The sequence below is a fragment of the Henriciella marina genome (genome assembly GCF_027213945.1).
GTDB classification, from domain to species: Bacteria; Pseudomonadota; Alphaproteobacteria; order Caulobacterales; family Hyphomonadaceae; genus Henriciella; species Henriciella marina_A.
This window is the reverse complement of the sequence record NZ_JAPWGW010000003.1, coordinates 95356-114872: the sequence shown is the minus strand read 5'-3', so window position 1 is coordinate 114872 and position 19517 is coordinate 95356. Positions and strand designations below refer to the sequence as shown.

At 59.1% G+C, this 19517-nt stretch carries 16 protein-coding genes; 14 read left to right on the top strand and 2 right to left on the bottom strand.

The window, feature by feature from the left end:
- The first annotated feature begins 13 nt into the window (after window positions 1-13).
- From mgtE to O4G74_RS09765, 3 genes are all read left to right on the top strand, one after another.
- On the top strand, window positions 14-1405 hold the full coding sequence (gene mgtE / locus O4G74_RS09775; RefSeq protein ID WP_269402422.1) for a magnesium transporter: 1392 nt from the start codon (window positions 14-16) through the stop codon (window positions 1403-1405).
- Window positions 1406-1479: 74 nt separating this feature from the next.
- A complete protein-coding gene (locus O4G74_RS09770) occupies window positions 1480-3039 on the top strand; it encodes a lysozyme (RefSeq protein ID WP_269402421.1) in 1560 nt (519 codons plus the stop codon).
- 60 nt (window positions 3040-3099) lie between these two features.
- Complete coding sequence (locus O4G74_RS09765; protein WP_269402420.1) at window positions 3100-4272, top strand: isovaleryl-CoA dehydrogenase; 1173 nt, start codon at window positions 3100-3102, stop codon at window positions 4270-4272.
- Window positions 4273-4288: 16 nt separating this feature from the next.
- Here the strand turns inward: O4G74_RS09765 and O4G74_RS09760 are convergent, their stop codons facing one another.
- A complete protein-coding gene (locus tag O4G74_RS09760) occupies window positions 4289-6247 on the bottom strand; it encodes a PAS domain-containing hybrid sensor histidine kinase/response regulator (protein WP_269402419.1) in 1959 nt (652 codons plus the stop codon).
- Window positions 6248-6471: 224 nt separating this feature from the next.
- Here O4G74_RS09760 and egtB point away from each other — a divergent pair, with 224 nt between their 5' ends.
- The 4 genes from egtB (at window position 6472) to O4G74_RS09740 (ending at window position 9985) form a co-directional block, all read left to right on the top strand.
- Window positions 6472-7740 carry an ergothioneine biosynthesis protein EgtB gene (gene egtB / locus O4G74_RS09755; RefSeq protein WP_269402418.1) on the top strand — a complete coding sequence of 423 codons (1269 nt, stop codon included), beginning with the start codon at window positions 6472-6474 and terminating at the stop codon, window positions 7738-7740.
- Window positions 7737-8678, top strand: a complete 942-nt coding sequence (gene egtD, locus O4G74_RS09750; RefSeq protein ID WP_269402417.1) for an L-histidine N(alpha)-methyltransferase — start codon at window positions 7737-7739, stop codon at window positions 8676-8678. Before egtB ends, egtD begins: the two co-directional genes overlap by 4 nt.
- 30 nt (window positions 8679-8708) lie before the next feature.
- Window positions 8709-9074 (top strand): MmcQ/YjbR family DNA-binding protein, encoded by a 366-nt coding sequence (locus O4G74_RS09745; RefSeq protein WP_269402416.1) that lies wholly within the window; start codon window positions 8709-8711, stop codon window positions 9072-9074.
- 77 nt (window positions 9075-9151) lie between these two features.
- Window positions 9152-9985, top strand: a complete 834-nt coding sequence (locus tag O4G74_RS09740; RefSeq protein WP_269402415.1) for an aldo/keto reductase — start codon at window positions 9152-9154, stop codon at window positions 9983-9985.
- A 12-nt stretch (window positions 9986-9997) separates the two neighbouring features.
- Here O4G74_RS09740 and O4G74_RS09735 read toward each other — a convergent pair whose 3' ends face one another.
- Window positions 9998-11824, bottom strand: a complete 1827-nt coding sequence (locus tag O4G74_RS09735; protein ID WP_269402414.1) for a patatin-like phospholipase family protein — start codon at window positions 11822-11824, stop codon at window positions 9998-10000.
- Window positions 11825-11976: 152 nt separating this feature from the next.
- On the opposite strand from O4G74_RS09735, the gene O4G74_RS09730 reads away from it, so the two are divergent.
- The 7 genes from O4G74_RS09730 to O4G74_RS09700 all read left to right on the top strand — a co-directional run bounded on the left by O4G74_RS09730 (window position 11977) and on the right by O4G74_RS09700 (window position 19494).
- Window positions 11977-13584, top strand: coding sequence for a carboxyl transferase domain-containing protein (locus tag O4G74_RS09730; RefSeq protein WP_269402413.1), 1608 nt, complete (start codon window positions 11977-11979; stop codon window positions 13582-13584).
- A 172-nt stretch (window positions 13585-13756) separates the two neighbouring features.
- Window positions 13757-14083, top strand: coding sequence for a hypothetical protein (locus O4G74_RS09725; protein WP_269402412.1), 327 nt, complete (start codon window positions 13757-13759; stop codon window positions 14081-14083).
- A 37-nt stretch (window positions 14084-14120) separates the two neighbouring features.
- Complete coding sequence (locus tag O4G74_RS09720; RefSeq protein WP_269402411.1) at window positions 14121-15251, top strand: acyltransferase family protein; 1131 nt, start codon at window positions 14121-14123, stop codon at window positions 15249-15251.
- A 60-nt stretch (window positions 15252-15311) separates the two neighbouring features.
- Window positions 15312-16103, top strand: a complete 792-nt coding sequence (locus O4G74_RS09715) for an enoyl-CoA hydratase-related protein (protein WP_269402410.1) — start codon at window positions 15312-15314, stop codon at window positions 16101-16103.
- 101 nt (window positions 16104-16204) lie between these two features.
- Entirely contained in the window at window positions 16205-17086 is an 882-nt protein-coding gene (locus tag O4G74_RS09710; RefSeq protein ID WP_269402409.1) for a DUF817 domain-containing protein, read from the top strand.
- A complete protein-coding gene (locus O4G74_RS09705; RefSeq protein WP_269402408.1) occupies window positions 17052-18992 on the top strand; it encodes a biotin carboxylase N-terminal domain-containing protein in 1941 nt (646 codons plus the stop codon). The genes O4G74_RS09710 and O4G74_RS09705 overlap by 35 nt, the downstream gene beginning before the upstream one ends.
- A gap of 97 nt (window positions 18993-19089) precedes the next feature.
- Window positions 19090-19494, top strand: a complete 405-nt coding sequence (locus tag O4G74_RS09700; protein ID WP_269402407.1) for a DUF1489 family protein — start codon at window positions 19090-19092, stop codon at window positions 19492-19494.
- Window positions 19495-19517 lie beyond the last annotated feature (23 nt).

Below are 19517 nucleotides of genomic sequence, written 5' to 3'. Positions count from 1 at the left end.
ATGGAGGGGTCCCTTGTCCGATCTGCCGCAAAACAGCCAGACAGATTCATCTGACGATCCCGGCCGCGAGGCGCATCTCGACTATGTTCAGGATGTGCGTGACGCCGTCTGGGAGCGGGATACGCGATGGCTTGCCCGCCTTTTGGGGCGGCTACACCCGGCAGATGCTGCTGACCTTCTCGAACAGTTGTCCGGCGACGATTTCGCTGCCTGTGTCGATCTTCTCGGCGGCCAGCTGCCGACCAGCATCATTATCGAACTGCGCGACGAGTACCGCGAAGAGGCTGTTGAGGTCCTGCCAGATGACGCTGTGGCGGCGGTGCTTGGCGAGCTTGATTCAGACGACGTCACGACCATCCTCGAAGACCTTGAGGAAGCCCGGCGCGAACGCATCCTTGATGAGCTTGCGCCCGAAGACCGAGCCTCGCTCGAGCAGGGCTTTGCCTATGAGGAAGAGACCGCTGGCCGACTCATGCAGCGCGAATATTTCGCGGCGCCTGAGTTCTGGACCGTGGGACATACGATCGACCATGCGCGCGAACATGCCGATGACCTGCCGGCTGAATTCTTCGAAGTTTATGTCATCGACCCGGCGCACAAGCTCAAAGGCCAGGTGCCACTTGCGACGCTGCTACGCACGCCGCGGGACGTAAACCTCAGTGACATCATGGAAGAGGTGGAGTCCGACATCCGGGTCGAGATGGACCAGGAAGAAGCCGCCTACCAGTTCCAGAAGTACTCGCTCGCTTCGGCCCCGGTCACCGATGACAATGGCCGCCTGATTGGCATGCTCACCGTCGATGACGTCGTCGATGTTATTCAGGAAGAAAATACCGAAGACCTTCTTGCTCTGTCCGGGGTGAACGCGGCCGACGGCTCGGACACAGTGCTGGACTCGGTCAAGTCGCGCGCACCCTGGCTGGCGGTGAACCTGGTAACCGCTTTCATTGCTTCGGCCATTATCGCGATCTTTGAAGGCGTGCTTGATCAGGTGGTGCAGCTGGCCATCCTGATGCCGGTGGTTGCGGCGCTCGGCGGCAATGCTGGCAGCCAAGGGCTTGCTGTGGCCGTGCGCGCTATCGCCGAGCGCGAGATGGAAGGCGATGCCGGTCGCCGGGCGATCCTGCGCGAGACACTGACCGGACTTGCAAATGGCGTGATCTTTGCGATCGGCGTGGGCATCATCGCCTTCGCCTGGTTCAGGAGCCCCGAACTCAGCCTGACGATTTCCGTCGCGATGTTTGCCACATTCATCTGGGCAGGCTTTTCGGGCATCGTTGTGCCTCTGACCCTAAAGCGCGCAGGCGCGGATCCTGCAGTTGCCTCATCGGTCTTCGTACTGACACTTACAGATATTATGGCATTCTTCAGTTTCCTCGGCCTCGCGACCCTGATCCTGGTTTAAGGCAGCTGCGTCAGGTCGCCCGGCCTGCGACTTGCAGTGTCAGAATGCATTGTATCGGTTTGGAGCAATTTACTGTGTCAGAACTTCGTACATCAGACGCGGGTCTCAAGCTCATCATGGCCTATGAGGGGTTTCGTCCAGAGTCCCGCAAACTGCCGGACGGGCGCTGGGTGATTGGCTATGGCCACACCAAGGCAGCGCGTGAAGGACTGAAAATTACGGAAACTGAAGCCAAGGCCATCCTGTCTGAGTTTGACCTGCCGCCAATCGAGGAAGCGCTTAACCAGCTGCTGCTCGTGCCGGTGTCGCAAAATGAATTCGACGCCCTTGTTTCGTTTGCATTCAACATCGGGCTTGTGCAGTTCGAAAGTTCTGACGTTCTGGCCAGCATCAATGCAGGAAACAAGCTCAAGGCCGCCTGGGCGATGGAGAGCTGGCGCAAGGCCCGCGTCGGCCAGCGTGACATGGTCGTAGATCCACTTGTTCGCCGCCGCGCCGACGAGAAGGCGCTGTTCCTCAAGATTGATGGTCCGGTTCCGCACGCCTCCAGCAGCCATTTCCGTCCACTTGTCGATATCGAAGAAACTGACCGCTATCGCAAACAGGTGCAGATGGCGTTCCAGGTGCCGGGCAACCCGGCCAACGACCAGATCGACGAAGAAATCTCCACTGAAGCTGCCGCCCGTCATGTTAAAGACCGCCTGACCCGTATCCTTGGTGAAGAGGAAGACCAAGGCGATGGTGAAGCGGCAGAGCTCAAGACTGATCTCGACGGTGCGCGTGAAGATGATGAGAAAAGCGTCGACGATATTCGCGCTGCCGTTTCTGCGCTCGCCGGCACAGCGGCGGCGGAACGCGAAGCTGAAGGTGACCTGGAGGTCGAAGAAGCCTCGCCTGACGAGCAGGACGCTGAGCCTGAGGTCGCGGCCGAAGACACCGAAGACGACAACAAGTCAGTCTATACGATCAGCGCTGCGAATGATGTCGAAGAAGAGCCAACTGAAGAAGCTCCGGCAAAGAAAACCTCTCCGTTCGACCTGATCGTACCGCCTTCGGCGCAAGTTAAGCCTGAAGAGACCGAAGAAGCTGCACCAGCGGCAAACGAAGAAGCAGACGAGCGCGACTCTATTGAAGACGCCGACATCGTCGAGGCCGAAGCAGTTTCCGGCGACGAGAAAGAAACGGTCGAAAGCGAAGAGGACGAGCAGCCGGAAACCGAGCGTCGTACCGAAACGCTTGAAACCGAAGACTTCGACATCGTTTCCGAGCCGCTTACGGTTGAGGAAGCTGATGACGTCGAAGAAGGCGAATACAAGGACGAGCTCGGCCGTATTCTGATCGACGATCTTCGCCCGTCCGATGTCTGGCTTTCTGAAGGCCGCGAAGACGATGATGAGACCAAGGAAGGCCCGCTGGAGACGCTGTTGTTTGGCGTGCTCGCCCTCGTTGGGGCCGGCCTGTTCACCTATGGTGGCGCCGGCGAGTTCGGCTGGTTCGGCATGGAACGCCAGGACGAAACGGAGCTGATGGCCTATCTGCCACCATTCCTCATGCTTCTCGGTGGTCTGGTGTTTGTCGTGATGGCTTACTACTGCTTCAAGGCAATCTTCCCGGGCAAGAAGAAGAAAGACTAGGCCCTACAAAGGGGCATTCGCCGCATTGGCAATCTGGGCAATCTTGGCTACATCAACGCCATGATCCCGAACACATATCCCACGCTGAACTTCGATCTTGGCGAAACCGCCGACATGATCCGCGATACGGTGAAAAGTTTTGCCGCTGATCACGTCGCTCCGCTGGCTGCAGAAATTGACCGCACTGACGTCTTTCCGCGCCACCTTCTTCCGAAAATGGGTGAGCTTGGCCTCCTCGGCATTACTGTCGAGGAAGAGTGGGGCGGTAGCGGCCTCGGCTATCTCGAACACGTCGTCGCCATGGAAGAAATTTCCCGTGCGTCAGCCTCTGTGGGCCTTTCTTACGGGGCGCATTCGAACCTTTGCGTGAACCAGCTTCGCCGCTGGGGCACGGACGAGCAAAAGAAGCGCTATCTCGAGAAACTCGTGACCGGTGAGCATCTTGGTGGCCTTGCCATGTCCGAGAGCGGCGCAGGCTCCGATGTCGTCTCGATGAAGCTCAAGGCCGAGAAGAAGGGGGACCGGTACATCCTCAACGGCTCGAAGATGTGGATCACCAATTCGCCTGACGCTGACACGCTGATCGTCTATGCCAAGACAGAGCCGGACAAGAAGTCTCGTGGCATTACCGCCTTCATCATTGAGCGCGGCATGAAGGGCTTTTCCGTGGCCCAGAAACTCGACAAGCTGGGCATGCGCGGGTCGGAGACCGGTGAGCTGGTCTTCGAAGACTGCGAAGTGCCCGAAGAGAACATCATGGGCCCGCTCAATGGCGGCGTCGAAGTCCTGATGAGTGGCCTCGACTATGAGCGCGCTGTGCTGGCGGCGGGGCCGACCGGTATCATGCAGGCCTGTATGGACGTGGTGATCCCTTACGTTCATGACCGTAAGCAGTTCGGCCAATCGATTGGCGAGTTCCAGCTTGTTCAAGGCAAGCTCGCCGACATGTATGTCCAGATGAACGCCGCAAAAGCTTATGTCTATACGGTGGCAAAGGCCTGCGACCGGGGCGAAACAGCGCGCAAGGATGCAGCTGGCGCGATCCTCTATGCAGCTGAAATGGCAACGAAGCTCGCGCTCGACGCGATCCAGCTGCTCGGTGGCAATGGCTACATCAATGAGTATCCGACCGGACGCCTGCTGCGCGACGCGAAGCTATACGAAATCGGGGCAGGGACGTCTGAAATCCGTCGCTGGCTCATCGGACGCGAGCTTTTTGGCGAGACAGCCTGATACCAGGCGGCGGCGACTAGATCGCCGCTTGCAGCCTGTCGTTTGAGGACTGGACGCTGAGCACCTGGCCCATCGCTGAAATCAGCGAGCGCTCATCAATTGGTTTCGAGACATAACCGTCAAAGCCCATTCCAAGGTAACGCTCACGGTCGCCTGCCATGGAATCCGCCGTCAGTGCGAGGACGGGGATGAGCCGGTTCGGGCTTGCCGACATGCGCAGGCGCCGGAAGGCTTCTGCGCCATCCAGGCTCGGCATGTGGATGTCCATCAGAACAATGTCGAAAGGCTGATGGCTTAGCTTGTCGAGCGCCTCATTGCCATCATTCGCCAGTGTAACCTCGACATCATAATGCTCCAGAAAGGTCTTCGCGACGCGAAGATTGATCGCATTGTCGTCCACAACCAGCGCCCGGCAACCGGAGAGGCTTGTGCGTGGTCGCGGCTCGCGAATCTGTACCGTCTTCGTGTTTAGATGGCTGTATGGCGTAGACACATCCTGCGCCGCGAAAGTGAGAGTGAACACCGAGCCGCGCCCTTGTTGGCTGACCACGGAAACATCGCCGCCCATCATCTGGGCTAGTTTGCGCGTGATCGACAGGCCAAGGCCGGTGCCACCAAACTTGCGGGTCGTCGAACCGTCTTCCTGCGAGAAGCTGTCGAAGATCTTGTCCAGTTTGTTTTCGGCAATACCACAGCCGGTGTCAGATACATGGATCGTGACACGCTGCGTCTCTTCATCCTCACCGGGAGCACTCGACACGACGATCATCACCTCGCCCTGCTCGGTGAACTTGATTGCGTTGGAGATGAGATTCCCGACGCATTGACGCAGGCGAACCGGATCGAAAATCAGGCTGGACGGCACGTCGGGGTGCACGAAGAGCTTCAGCTTGATGCCTTTTTCCTCGGCAAGCGCTTCGTGCAATTTGAACAGGCTGCTCAGCTTGTGCCGGAGGTCGCTCGCGACCGGCGTTATTTCAAGTTTGCCTGCCTCAATCTTTGAAAGATCGAGAATGTCATTGAGCAACACCATCAGGGCGCGGCCTGAATCCAGAATAATGGACACCTGTTCGCGCTGTACGTTGGTCAGGTCGCCGTGAACGAGAGTCTGGGCCATGCCAAGCACGCCATTGAGCGGCGTGCGGATCTCGTGGCTCATATTGGCCAGGAATTCCGACTTCATGCGCGTTGCCTGTTCGGCACGGTGCAGCGCGTCACGAAGTTCGTGCGCTTTCCGGCGTTCTTCGCGGACATCCTGAATGTGCAGGATGTAGACCGGGTCGGTATCGCCGGGAAGAAAGGCGGTATTCAGCGCGATGGAAAGGCGGATGCGGTTGCCCGACGGTGTCAGCATTTCTCCGTCTGAAACATGCTGCATGACCGCGCCGCTGGAGAGCTTCTGCTGGAGCTCCTTGCTGCGGCGCGCCTGTCCTGTCCCCATGAGAGTATCGATGTGCTGGCCCGCGACTTCGTTGAATGTCCGCTCCGAAAGTGCTTCCAGAACCGGGTTCATATAGAGGAGGGCGCCATCGTGCGCGGCTATTGCGATGCCATGTAGCGCGCGGTCACAGGCGAGACGAAGCAATTCGGCCTGCTCCTTGGCCTCATCACGTTGCTGCGCGATGTCGGTAATCTCGTGGGAGCAACATAGGACGCCCCGTTCCGTCGAGATGAGGCTCGTCTTCATGATCTTGTTGAGCATCTTCGCCGCCCGGCCCTGCTGGGTGACGAGGGTGCCCTGCTGTCCTGTTTCCAGGCATTCCAGAAGGGCTTTGACCATTTCGGAGTCGCGGTAGGACGGATCGAACTCAAATATCCGCATACCCACGATGCTGCCACCGTCAGGCAGAATGGATGCATTCATCAGGTCGTTCGCATCGATCCATTCCAGATCGATGATTTCGCCGCGCTCATCACGCACGGGTGCCACTTCACAGACCAGTATCGGGAGTTTGTCGAAAATGTTCGAGCGCATAGCCACCCCGGCGTGTAATTGGTTCGGATATTACCTTCGTGTAACCATGGCGGACCGAGATTTAACAACGGGTTGATGAACCTGTAGCCACTATTGCTGTCCGGTCGAACTGACCATGTATGGCGAGACCGGGGGATCGCCGATTTGCGGCTGACACATTGTCGTCGGGAACACGCGCTATAGTTGTTTGTTAGACAAAAGTTGCCAGCCAAAAGGAGCGCGCGATGCTCTCAGCAAGCCCTCAAGGCGCCTCTAAGGCCAAAACCGGCCTGCTGCCAGCCTTTGAACGTGTGCGAGCCTATTCGAGAGACCTCGCCAAGCCGCTGTCTGATGCTGATGCGACGGTTCAGTCGATGGAAGACGCCAGCCCGGCAAAGTGGCATCTGGCTCATGTAACCTGGTTTTTTGAATGTTTCGTTCTGAAACCGCACCTTTCAGGTTACGGGGTGTTCGACGAAACGTTCGAATACCTTTTCAATTCCTACTACGATGCTGTTGGTGAGCGTCACCCGCGGCCGCGCCGGGGAATGCTGACGCGCCCGACGCTTGATGAAGTGATGGACTTCCGGAAGCACGTCGACCGCAACATGGTGGAACTTCTATCTGGCGATGTGTCGTCTGAAGTCGCGGAGCTCGTCACGCTCGGCCTTCATCACGAACAGCAGCATCAGGAGCTGTTTCTCACGGACATCCTTCACCTGCTGAGCCAGAACCCTCTGCAACCAGCTTACCGCGCCTCCGAACCGCGACTTATGGCGGGGCGCGCGAAGCCGCTCGACTGGCACCGTTTCGAAGGCGGTCTTGTCGAGATCGGGCATGAGGGCGATGGCTTTTACTATGATTGCGAAGGGCCACGCCACAAGCAGTATCTGGAACCTTTTGAACTCGCTGGCCGCGCCGTCACCAATGGTGAATGGATGACGTTTATCGAGGATGGCGGTTATCAGGCGCCAGGCCACTGGCTTTCCGATGGCTGGGCCTGCATCCAGTCGAATGGCTGGACGGCGCCGCTCTACTGGCACCGCAAGGACGACGCCTGGTGGACGATGACGCTGCGAGGTGCCCAGCCGGTCGACCTCGAAGCGCCTGTCACACATGTGAGTTTCTATGAAGCCGATGCCTATGCAAGCTGGGCTGGCGTGCGCCTGCCAACCGAAGCGGAATGGGAAACAGCGGCCAGAGGCCATGATCTTGTTGGCAACGACGCCGGGACAGGCCGCCTGAGCCCTGCACTTCAGTCAAGCGAAGGTCTTAGCAGCCTTTTCGGCGATGTCTGGGAATGGACAGCGAGTTCCTTCCTTCCGTATCCGGGCTTTGAAGCCCCTGAAGGTGCGGTTGGCGAATACAATGGCAAATTCATGAGCGGCCAGATGGTTCTGCGCGGAGGGTCCTGCTTAACCCCGCCAGACCATATCCGTTCGACGTATCGAAACTTCTTTCACCCCGACAAACGCTGGCAATTCTGCGGCGTCAGACTTGCGAGGAATGCATGATGGACGGCTCTGGAATTGACCCATTTCTGCAGGATGTTCTGACAGGCCTTGCACGCGACCAGAAAACGGTCCCGAGCCGCTGGCTCTATGATGCGCGCGGCTCTCGTCTCTTCGACGATATTACAGAGCTTGATGAGTATTATCCGACCCGAACCGAGCTCACTATACTCAATGAGCAGGCCGCAGCTATAGCTGAAGCGATCGGGCCGGATGCCGTGATCGTGGAGTATGGCGCTGGTAGCCTGCTGAAAGTCCGCATTCTCCTTGACGCGCTGGAACGCCCGAAGGCGTTCGTGCCGGTCGATATCTCGTCTGAGCATTTAAAAGGCGCCGCTGACGAGCTGAAGTCGGTTTACGGCGATCTGGATGTCTATCCGGTGGCAGCGGACTTCATGGACACGAATCTGGGAAGCAATTTGCCAAGCGGGGGCGGCCGGCGCGCCGGCTTTTTCCCCGGTTCGACAATGGGCAACCTGCTGGACAAGGATATCGACAGTTTCCTGCGTACGACGCGCGAAGACCTTGGCGATGGTGCATGCTTCATCATCGGCCTCGACCAGCCGAAATCGCCTGACATCCTCGTGCCCGCCTATGATGACGCCAAGGGTGTGACCGCAGACTTCAATCTGAACCTGCTGCGCCGGATCAACCGTGAGCTTGGCGGCAATTTCGATCTGGACAGCTTCGAGCACGAAGCTCGCTGGAACAGCGCCGATAGCCGTATCGAGATGCATCTTCGCAGCTTGAAAGCGCAAAGCGTCGAGGTCGCTGGCCGGACCTTCAAGTTCGAAGAGGGCGAGACAATCCACACGGAAAACTCCCGCAAGATTGCACTCGACCGATTTGCTGAAATGGCGGAAAGTGCGGGTTGGGAGCTGACCCGCAAATGGACGGACGCCAAAGGTCTGTTCGCCGTTGTGTTGCTGGAAGCGCGCTGAGCAGGTATCTCTCCCAAAGGGGAGAACCGGTTGGATATCGAAAGCTACAACGCGTTCTGCGGTGAGCTCGCGCATACCACTCATGTGGTGCAATGGGGCGGCAGTCATGTCTGGAAAGTCGCGGGGAAGGTTTTTGCCATTGCGGGTGAAAACAAGGACGGTGGTTTTCGCTGTAGCTTCAAGGTCTCAGACCTCGCCTTTGATATCCTGAAAGAACAGCCGGGCTGCCAGGGCGCGCCGCATCTCGCCTCGCGTGGGATGAAGTGGATCCAGCGCTTTTCTGACGAGGCCGTCGATGATGAAGCCCTGAAAGACTATCTGCGCGAGAGTTATCGGCTGGTGTCGCTCGGCCTCACCAAGAAGTTGCAGCGGGAGCTGGGTCTCAACCAGTCGTGATACCCCGGCCGGCGGAACCTGCCCACCGACGTCTCGTTGCTTTTTCAAGCGATTGAAACAGGCACGAAAGGACAGTCATGACCCTGACCACCAAACATTTTGGCGTTGATATTCCCGCGATCGGGTTCGGGACCTGGAAGCTCAAAGGCGAGACCGCGCAGGAGTGTGTCTCCAAGGCCATCGAGGCAGGCTACCGGATGATCGACACCGCGCAGGCCTACGAGAACGAAAAAGACGTTGGGCGGGGGATCGCAAATGCCCAGCTGCCGCGGGAAGATTTGTGGGTGACCACCAAGGTCTGGATGACCGAATACAAGGATGGCGACCTCCAGAAGTCAGTCGAAAAGAGCGTGAGCAAGCTCGGCACGGACTATGTCGACCTGATCCTGCTTCACTGGCCCAATGACGATGTGCCGCTGGAAGAAAGTCTCAGCGCGCTGAACGAGGTCCGCGACAGGGGGCTGACGAAGAATATCGGCGTGTCGAACTTCACGGTCGATCAGCTTGGGCAGGCGGTAAAGTTTTCCAAGGCACCCATCCTGACCAATCAGGTCGAATACCACCCATTCATCAACCAGACTCCGGTGCTCGAAGCAGCCCATGCCATCGGGACCTCAGTCACTGCCTATTCGCCGCTGGCGCAGGGGCAGGTCTTTGACAGCGAGATCCTGAAAGAAATTGGCGACGCCCACGGCAAGACGCCAGCACAGGTCGTGATCCGCTGGTTCACCCAACAGCCGGGTGTCATCACTATCCCCCGCTCTTCTTCGCCAGAGCATCTGCGCCAGAATAATGATGTTCATGACTTCGAACTGTCAGCTGAGGAGATGGGGCGGATTACGGCGCTCAAGGCGAATAATCATCGCCTGATTGATCCAAGCTGGGCGCCTGAATGGGACGAGGTGGCCTAGCGCTCACGCCAGTTAGACGGGCTTCAGATCAACGCTCCGGTCGCTATGATTGGCACCGGGCTTTGAGCCGAAGCAAAATTCGTGGAGGGAGCCGCTCGCAAGGGCCTTGCGGGCGGCTTCGTATCCAGCCTCGACAGCTTCGTCATAGGCTGTCCAGTCCCGTAACTCGATATCGCGTAGTTCAGGCACGATGAGCATGTCGGCCAGATCACGCCCGGCATTCGGGTTCACGTTCAGCGTCGCCGACCGCATCAGCAGGCCAGCAATTGGCGGAGCCGACGAAAAGCCATGCCTCCAGACCCATTGGAAGAAATTTGGCGGATTGACAAAGTCGTCTGCATTCAGGCCCTCAGGTGCCCGGGCGACATCCGACCCGATTACCATGCCGCGGTGAAGCTCACGCATGACGTCAGTGGGGAAATTGTTCAGCACAGCCCCATCAACCAGGACTTCGCCATTGTGGACCACGGGCGGTAATATTCCCGGCAGGGAGATCGTTGCGCGCAAGGCGGTGCGTAACTGTCCCTTGCGATGGACCCTGTATGTACCATCCGAGAGATTGGTCGACACGGCAAAGAAAGGGATGTGCAGCTCGCTGATATCCACATCGCCAAAATGTTCTTCAAGGCGCCGATTGACCCGTCGACCCTTTACCATGGAGATGACAGGCAGACTGAAGTCGCCGAGTGGATTGGTCTCTACGAAAGCCTTGCGGATCCGCCTGTCGATTTCGTCGTCATCCCAGCCCATCGCGACACAGGCCCCGACAACGGCACCCATAGAGGCACCACCTGCAAAATCGATCGGAATGCCCGCTTCCCGAATGGCGCGAATGACGCCGATATGAGCATAAGCGCGCGCGCCGCCGCCCGATAGTATGATGCCCGTTGAGCGACCTGCCATGACCCGGGCCAGACGATCGCAGCTATGCTTGTCGAGCCCCTTCCAGTGAAACAGTCTCGCGGCGCCGGACGCTTCCAGCCACTCGGATGGATGCGAGGCCTGTCGTTCTGAATTGTGATGGAGGAGAATGATATCGACCAGCTGGAGTGCCCTGGCTGGTGAATCATGAGACGGCATGAGCGGTTTTGATGGGCGGGCATCGGCACGGCCAAACACCCAGACGCGGTCTGCCTGCCGGGTCGAAAGCCGGAACCAGGACGAGTCGCCGACCGAAGTCACCAGCATTACGATGTCATTATTGGCTTCCAGCTCATCGAAGTACCCGGTGGGCTTGTCGCGGCCCTCGGTCTCCTCAATGATGCGGCACTTCATGTCGAAGCGGGCAAGGGATGCTTCAAGCGCCTCTGCGCGAAGCTTCAGGTCGATCGTTGGAGACGTTGCGACAAGGGCGAAAACCTTTGGCGCGTTACGCTTGTTCGGTTTGCGGCCTTCCCGCAGCCGGGTCAGCATGACCTGGATCATCGACGTCAGGATGTCCGGATCAGCTTTTGTAATCCGCTCGAAACCCTTACGGGAGATTTCCAGGATCTCAGAGTCGCGCAGGGCGTAGACAGAACTGGTGTGCGGGGCGTTATCAGCGAGGCCGTCGCCATCCATATCGGCGGCGCCTTCAAATAGCGCCATCTCACCCACTGGCTCGCCGGCGCGTATGTGACCAAGAAAATCCGAGCGTCCGTCCGGCATTGTCCGGAAGGCGCCGAGCGATCCGGACAGGACGAAATAGATCGACTCCGAAATATCGCCAGCCTTGAACAGTTCCCACCCGGCGGGCAGGGCGAACCATCTGGCTTCGCGCCCAGCGGCTCTCAAGGCACGTTTGGGCACATCACCCAGGAAGGGGATCGACTTCAGCGTTGGCGCAATATCGAGACTCATCTGCCGCACAGTGTGTTCCCTGCGAGTGGCTATGAAAAGGCCTCTCTGCGGCATGTTATAGGCCGGGATTTATGTCAGTCTGGTTACCGCTGCGGGATGACATTGCCCGCGACCGGCGGTAGGTCTGCAAGAAACAGTCTCCGGGAGGGCCAATGCCCGTACTGAAATCTACGCTCGACACTTCTGGCGAAAAATTCTCGTCGAACAGGCAGGGCATGGAAGCCCTGCTCGAAGAGCTAAGGCATAAGAGCGCAAATGCGGCATTGGGCGGTCCTGAGCGCGCGCGTCAGCGTCATACAGAACGTGGTAAGCTACTCCCCCGAGAGCGGGTCGAGCGCCTCATTGATCCGGGTGCCCCTTTCCTTGAGGTCGGCGCATTGGCTGCCAATGGCATGTATGATGATGAGGCGCCCGGCGCTGGCATCATCACCGGTATCGGACGCGTTGAAGGCCGCGAATGCATGATCGTCTGCAACGATGCAACGGTCAAAGGCGGCGCCTATTTCCCGATGACGGTTAAGAAGCATCTGCGCGCGCAGGAAATTGCGATGCAGAACCACCTTCCCTGTATCTATCTGGTCGATAGCGGCGGCGCGAACCTGCCGCACCAGGCTGAAGTCTTCCCGGACCGCGAGCATTTCGGACGCATCTTCTACAATCAGGCGCAGATGAGCGCGAAGGGCATTCCGCAGATCGCCTCGGTGATGGGCTCTTGCACGGCGGGCGGCGCCTATGTCCCGGCGATGTCGGATGAGACCATCATTGTCCGCAAGCAGGGTACAATCTTTCTCGGCGGCCCACCGCTCGTCAAAGCCGCGACCGGCGAAGAGATCTCTGCTGAAGACCTTGGCGGCGCAGACGTCCATGCGCGCAAGTCGGGCGTTGCTGACCATTATGCGGCAAGCGATGAGCATGCGCTGGCCATCGTTCGTTCGATCGTGCGTACGCTGCACCAGCCAAAGCCTGACACGGTTGGCTTCACTGACCCGCGTGAGCCACTCTATAATCCGCAAGAGCTCCATGGCCTCGTCCCGCGCGATGTACGCGAACCTTACGATGCGCGCGAAGTGATTGCCCGCACCGTCGACGGGTCTGAATTCCATGAGTTCAAACAGCTTTACGGCGACACACTCGTCTGCGGCTTTGCGCACATCTATGGCATGCCAGTCGCGATCCTCGCCAATAACGGCATCCTGTTTTCTGAAAGCGCACAGAAGGCGGCGCACTTCATCGAACTGGCTGACCAGCGCCGCACCCCACTTGTCTTCCTGCAGAATATCACCGGCTTCATGGTGGGCTCCAAGTATGAGGCAGGCGGTATCGCCAAGGACGGCGCCAAGATGGTGACGGCCGTGGCTACAGCGTCGGTCCCGAAATTCACGGTCGTGACGGGCGGCAGCTTCGGCGCAGGCAATTACGGTATGTGCGGCCGGGCCTACAGCCCACGCTTCCTGTTCATGTGGCCCAATGCTCGCATCTCCGTCATGGGCGGCGAACAGGCGGCCTCCGTTCTGGCAACGGTCCGACGCGACGGTATGGAGCGGCGCGGTGAGGAATGGAACGCGGCGGATGAGGAAGCCTTCAAGACGCCGATCCGCGAGGCGTATGAGGCCGAGGGCAGCCCGTATTACTCGACCGCGCGCCTGTGGGACGATGGCATTATCGACCCTGCCGACACGCGCCGCGTGCTTGGTCTCTCATTGGCCGCAGCCTTGAATGCGCCGATGGGTGAACGTGGGTTTGGCGTGTTCCGCATGTAGTCTGCCGACCTGTCAGAAGCTTAATAAGCGGGCCTGAGCGCTGATTTATATGGCATTCATCTGCGATACGGTTTTCACATAGACATCTAACTGCCTTGTAACGCATCCACCCTTACGCGTCAGGCGTCTTCTTTTCGCATCTCAGAATGAGATCGCAAAAAAGGAGTAAGTTATGAAACGCTTTGCAATTGTTTTCGCCGGTGCCGCAGCCGCAGGTGCCCTCGCAGCCTCTGCAGGTGAGATCGGCGCCTTTGGCGACGTCGACACCGATGCCAGCGGAACCATCTCTCAGGAGGAGTTCGTCAGCTGGAAGACCGCTGATGGCGACGTAACGGAGGCAGAGGCCACCGAGAAATTCGTAATGATTGACGCCAATTACGACGGTGAAGTCAGCGAGGAAGAATACGAAGAGGCCAAGGAAGCCTGGGCCGTAAAGGAAGAAGCCGCTGCTGACGACATGACGGATGATTCCGACATGGAAGTGGACACCGACTACTAGGGCCTGTCCTGACAATGAGACCAGTGAAGGGGCCTGCATGTGCAGGCCCCTTTTGCTTGCGCGCAGCCCCGGTCCATGTCACCCGATCATCTCGTTCATTCAGGTGGAGTTTGGTGCCCTGACCGCGAACCGTTTCGACCTTCTACGACTTGTCTTCGCGGCCGGTGTGACCGTGTTTCACGCTGTGGCGCTGACCGCGATTGCGCCTGATGCGCTTTTGGAAACGTCGCTTGGTGCGCTCGCTGAAATCTCCATCCAGGGCTTTTTCATCGTTTCAGGAGCACTCGTCTTCGGGTCGTTGATGCGCTCGGACTCGCTCGGCGATTACGCAGAGAAACGCGTGCGGCGGTTATATCCCGCTTATGCTGTCATCATCTTGGTTCCGGCGCTCGTAAGCCTGATCGTTGCCGGTCCCGGCGCTTTCAGTGGAATTCTTCGCTATCTCGCCGCCAATCTTGTCTTCCTGAATTTCCTTGCGCCCGATCTTCCCGGTCTTTTCGACGGCCAGCGTTTCGAAGCGGTCAATGGCGCGCTGTGGACGCTGAAGGTAGAGGTCATGTTCTACCTCGCCCTCCCGTTTATCGGCTGGCTGATGCGCCGGGCCGGCAAAGTGCGATGGGTGGTGCTGGTATGTCTCTACGTTGCGGGTGAAGCGTGGCGTCTCCTGCTTGAGCCCTCGCTCGCCGCAGCAGGTGCCTCGCCGATACTGCTCGCGCTGGCGCCAGAGCTTGCCCGCCAGCTGCCCGGCCAGATGGCATTCTTCGCGAGCGGAATGGGCCTCTGGCTCGTTTGGGAACAGGCGAAGCAGAAGAGGGGATGCCTTGGTCTCATGGGGTTGGCGCTCTTCGGGTTATCCATACTGCATCCAGTTATGGAGCCACTGCGCCCGGCAGGGCTCGCGGGCCTGATCGCATGGGCAGCCTTCGCGCCGGGCCCGGTTCTCAACGCCGCGCGTTATGGCGATATCAGCTATGGTCTCTACATCACCCACTTCCCCATCCTTCAGGGGCTGATCATGGCTGGTGTCTTCGCGACCGCAGGACTTGCCATGGGCTTTGTACTCGCGGCGCTTCTGACGCTGGTCGCAAGTTTTCTTCTCTGGTGGTTTGTAGAGAAACCGGCACTCCGACGCGACAGTCATTACAGACAGGCTGCAAAGGACGGCTAACGCCCATTCCAAAACGGCCGCGTCAGGCCTAACGTCATCTTCAGATCACAGGAGAAATTCATGGCCTACGAGACCATTTCCCTCGATGCGACCCCGGGCGGTATCGCAGTCATCACGCTGAACCGGCCGGAAAAGCACAATGCCTTCAACGCTATCGTCATCGAAGAGCTGACCGACGCGATCGAGACGCTTACAGAGCAGACGACCATCCGCATGGTCATTCTGCGCGGCAACGGGCCGAGCTTTTCGGCTGGCGCTGACCTTGAATGGATGAAGGCGGCAGCCAGCTATTCGCGCCATGAGAATGAGGAAGACGCTTTCAAGCTGGCAGAGATGCTTCGCAAGCTTGCTGCCCTGCCGCAGATGACGGTGGCACTGGTGCACGGCGCGGTCATGGGAGGCGGTGCGGGCCTGGTCGCGGCCTGCGACGTGGCCGTCGCCATGAAGGATACCAAGTTCCGCTTTTCAGAGGTTCGGCTCGGTCTGACCCCGGCAACGATCAGTCCCTTCGTGATTTCGGCCATCGGTCCGCGCTGGGCAAAAGCCCTCTTCGTGTCCGCTGAAAGCTTTGATGCTGCCTTCGCCGAGCGCATTGGCCTCGTCCAGTATGTGGTCGAAACAAATGAAGGCCTCCTGGAGATGGAAGAGTACCTGGCTGACCTTGCGAGCAAGGCCGCGCCCGGCGCGATCCATGACAGCAAGCGGCTGGTACAGGATTTCGCCGGCGTCGCCATCGACCAGTCACTGAGCCATGAAACGGCCAAGCGCATTGCCGCCCGCCGTGTCAGCGATGAGGGCAAGGAGGGCCTCAGCGCCTTCCTCGAAAAGCGCAAACCCGGCTGGGCAGAGTAGGCTCGGGTCCCAGGGCGGGTCTTGAAATCGCCTCGCCCCTTGGGGCAGATCGCCTTTGACCTGCCTTCCGGTCGCCCGGTTTAACAGCGAAAGAGCCTGTCATGTGGACATGGACGCAATGGCAGGACTGGCTTTCGGGGCAGCGTGAAAACGTCAGGCAGCGGCTCGTGCGTGGGCCTGTCGGCGCTGCCTTCTTCGAGTTTCTGAGCTTTGGGATCAAGCAGGGCTGGGCCTGTATCTTTGGGGGTCTGCTGCTCGCGCTGATCCTCCTGACGCACCTTTTCTATCCTGAGGGCGCCCCGATCAGCCGCTACGATTTCCTCGTTGTCGCGGCGGTCCTAATTCAGATCGCTTTGATCGCCACGGGCCTCGAAAGTCTTGAGGAGGCGAAGGTCATCCTCGCTTTCCATATCGTTGGCACGGCGATGGAAGTCTTCAAGACGGGCGCTGGCAGCTGGATCTATCCCGAAGAAAGCTTCCTGCGCATTGGCGGTGTGCCGCTCTTTTCCGGCTTCATGTATGCGGCGGTGGGCAGCTATCTCGCCCGTGTCTGGCGTATCTTCGACTTCCGCTTTGACAGGTTCCCGCCGCTCTGGCTGCAGGGCGTCCTGGCTACCGCGATCTATGTGAACTTTTTCGCCCATCACTACACGATCGACATTCGCAACGCGCTTTTCGTTGCGACCCTCTTGGTCTACGGTCCGTGTGTGGTCTGGTTCAGGGCTGACCGGGACCATAGACCCATGCCGCTGGTCATCGGCTTTGGCCTGGTTGCACTTTTTATCTGGTTTGCCGAAAATATTGGAACACTTGCGCGGGCCTGGACCTATCCGGGGCAGGAGTCAGTCTGGAAACTTGTTTCTCCGGCAAAATTCGGCTCTTGGTACCTGCTGATGATCATAAGTTTCGTGCTGGTGGCGCTGATCCACCGGCACCGGGAAGGACAAGATGCTGAAAAGCCTGCTGATCGCGAACCGGGGTGAGATTGCCTGCCGGATAATCGAGACCTGCAAACGCCTCGGCGTGCGCACCGTCGCGGTCTATTCTGACGCAGACGTCTATGCCCGCCACGTCGCCATGGCTGATGAGGCCGTCCACATCGGCGCGTCGTCGGCGACAGAGAGCTACCTTCAGGCGGGCCGCATCATTGAGGCGGCAAAAGCCGCAGGCGCAGAAGCGATCCATCCAGGCTATGGCTTCCTGTCAGAGAATGCGGACTTTGCTGACGCGGTCGCAAAGGCAGGGCTGATCTGGGTTGGCCCGACGGCGGCGACGATCCGTTCCATGGGCCTCAAGGATGAAGCCAAGCGCATTGCAGAAGAGGCTGGCGTTCCGGTCCTGCCAGGCTATCGCGGCGAGGCGCAGGATGCTGCCGCACTGGAAGGCGAGGCCGAGCGCATCGGCTATCCACTCCTGATCAAGGCTGTCGCTGGCGGCGGTGGGCGCGGCATCCGCCTCGTTGCAAAGAAAGCAGATCTCGCAGGCGAGCTTGAAAGCGCCGTGCGTGAGGCGAAATCCTCATTCGGCGATGGCCGCGTGATGCTTGAAAAGCTGGTCGAACAGCCCCGCCATATTGAGGTTCAGGTCTTCGGCGACAGCCATGGCGACGCGGTCCACCTCTATGAGCGTGATTGCTCGCTGCAGCGCCGCCGTCAGAAAGTCGTCGAGGAAGCGCCCGCGCCCGGCATGCCAGAGGATGTGCGCGCCGCCATGACAGGCGCGGCCGTCGATCTGGCCAAGGCGGTTGGCTATCAGGGTGCAGGCACGGTGGAGTTCATCGTCGATGGCACCCGGCCGCTTGCCAAGGATACGTTCTTCTTTCTCGAGATGAATACGCGCCTGCAAGTCGAGCACCCTGTTACCGAACTCATCACCGGCACCGATCTGGTCGAATGGCAGTTGCGTGTGGCCTCTGGTGAGAAACTTCCCCTGAAACAAAGTGATATCCCACTAAATGGACACGCCATCGAGGCGCGTATCTGCGCCGAAGACCCAGCCGACAGTTTCCGGCCGGGGGCAGGGCGGCTCTATGCGTTCAATCTTGGTAATGTCGAGCGCCTGTCCGAGAGCAGTGCCGGTGCACCAGCAGACGCGATCGACGGTGACCTTACACTCTACAGGCTCGATAGCGGCTTTGGCGCGGGCGACACCGTGCCAGCGGTCTACGATTCCATGATTGCCAAGGCGATCGTGAAAAGCTGGGACCGTGAAAGCGCGATCGATGCGCTTTCTGAAAGTCTCGGCGAAAGCATCATTGCGGGCATTCCGAGCAATGTCGGCTTCCTGAAGCGCTGTCTCGATCACCCCGTCTTCCGCGGCGGCGAGCATCACGTGAACTGGATCGCGGAAGAAATCGACGCGTTGACGCAAGCGAAGACCGACATCCGCGAAGCGGCAGGTCGTCTGGTGGCGCATGCGCTTCTGACGGATACGGGCGACACGCCGTTTGATCAGAAGGATGGCTGGCGCCTTAACGCACCGGCTCGCCGATCAGTCCGGCTGAAGCTGGACGGCGAGATTGCAGACATTGCCGTCGATGAGGGGGACGCGGCCATGGACATCATGCCGGCCATCTCCATCACCGATCACAGCTTCGCCGTCGCCGTCGATGGCGACACGGTCCTCGTCGACATTCCAGACTATGAGGCCGAAGCCGAGGCGATTGCAGGCGGCGACAAGGTATCCGCGCCAATGCCGGGCAAGGTCATCGATCTGCGCGTCCAGCCGGGCGATGAGGTCACGAAGGACCAGACGCTAGCCGTCATGGAAGCCATGAAAATGGAGCACAGCCTGAAAGCACCGCGTGACGGCGTGGTGAAGGCGGTTGGCGCCAGCGTTGGTGAGCAGGTCGCCGAAGGCGTCATGCTGGTGGAGCTGGAAGAGGTCTAGGCGGGCGTTTTCCCGGAGAGCGCTCTTTCCACAGGAATTACAGAGAGGGACTGGCCTCTGTTGCGGGCGGCATTAAATTCGTCTCGTGAGCCTGAACATGGTCAAACTCTGCGTAGGCGCCGAAGAGATTGGCGACCTTGAGGCGTGGCAGAAGCGCCTGATGCGCTCCTACCCCCAACCGGTCCATCATACACGCATGGTGCCCAAGCGAGTCGATGAGTTGCTCGATGGCGGCTCCATCTTTTGGGTGATCAAGGGTCTGATCCAGGTTCGCCAGAAAATCACTGACATCCGCGTCATGGCCGACCGGAATGGCCGCAAGGCCTGCGAGCTTGTGCTCGATCCCGAGATCATTCTTGTGGAGCCAACGCTAAAACGCCCGTTTCAGGGATGGCGTTACCTCAAGCCCGCTGAGGCCCCGACCGACATAAAGCGTGACGGCAAGTCAGAAGAAATTCCCCCATCACTGCACGCCAAGCTCAAAGAGGCCATGGTCTGGTAGGCTGGGCACGCACCAGTCACCAA

Bases quoted from the DNA above. Each gene is read 5' to 3' on its own strand.
- O4G74_RS09720 (WP_269402411.1), top strand. From the start codon at position 14,121: ATGTGCAGGCCCCTTTTGCTTGCGCGCAGCCCCGGTCCATGTCACCCG.
- O4G74_RS09765 (WP_269402420.1), top strand. From the start codon at position 3,100: ATGATCCCGAACACATATCCCACGCTGAACTTCGATCTTGGCGAAACC.
- O4G74_RS09730 (WP_269402413.1), top strand. From the start codon at position 11,977: ATGCCCGTACTGAAATCTACGCTCGACACTTCTGGCGAAAAATTCTCG.
- egtB (WP_269402418.1), top strand. From the start codon at position 6,472: ATGCTCTCAGCAAGCCCTCAAGGCGCCTCTAAGGCCAAAACCGGCCTG.
- O4G74_RS09725 (WP_269402412.1), top strand. From the start codon at position 13,757: ATGAAACGCTTTGCAATTGTTTTCGCCGGTGCCGCAGCCGCAGGTGCC.
- O4G74_RS09760 (WP_269402419.1), bottom strand. From the start codon at position 6,247: ATGCGCTCGAACATTTTCGACAAACTCCCGATACTGGTCTGTGAAGTG.
- O4G74_RS09740 (WP_269402415.1), top strand. From the start codon at position 9,152: ATGACCCTGACCACCAAACATTTTGGCGTTGATATTCCCGCGATCGGG.
- O4G74_RS09715 (WP_269402410.1), top strand. From the start codon at position 15,312: ATGGCCTACGAGACCATTTCCCTCGATGCGACCCCGGGCGGTATCGCA.
- O4G74_RS09705 (WP_269402408.1), top strand. From the start codon at position 17,052: ATGCTGAAAAGCCTGCTGATCGCGAACCGGGGTGAGATTGCCTGCCGG.
- O4G74_RS09700 (WP_269402407.1), top strand. From the start codon at position 19,090: ATGGTCAAACTCTGCGTAGGCGCCGAAGAGATTGGCGACCTTGAGGCG.
- O4G74_RS09710 (WP_269402409.1), top strand. From the start codon at position 16,205: ATGTGGACATGGACGCAATGGCAGGACTGGCTTTCGGGGCAGCGTGAA.
- egtD (WP_269402417.1), top strand. From the start codon at position 7,737: ATGATGGACGGCTCTGGAATTGACCCATTTCTGCAGGATGTTCTGACA.
- O4G74_RS09735 (WP_269402414.1), bottom strand. From the start codon at position 11,824: ATGAGTCTCGATATTGCGCCAACGCTGAAGTCGATCCCCTTCCTGGGT.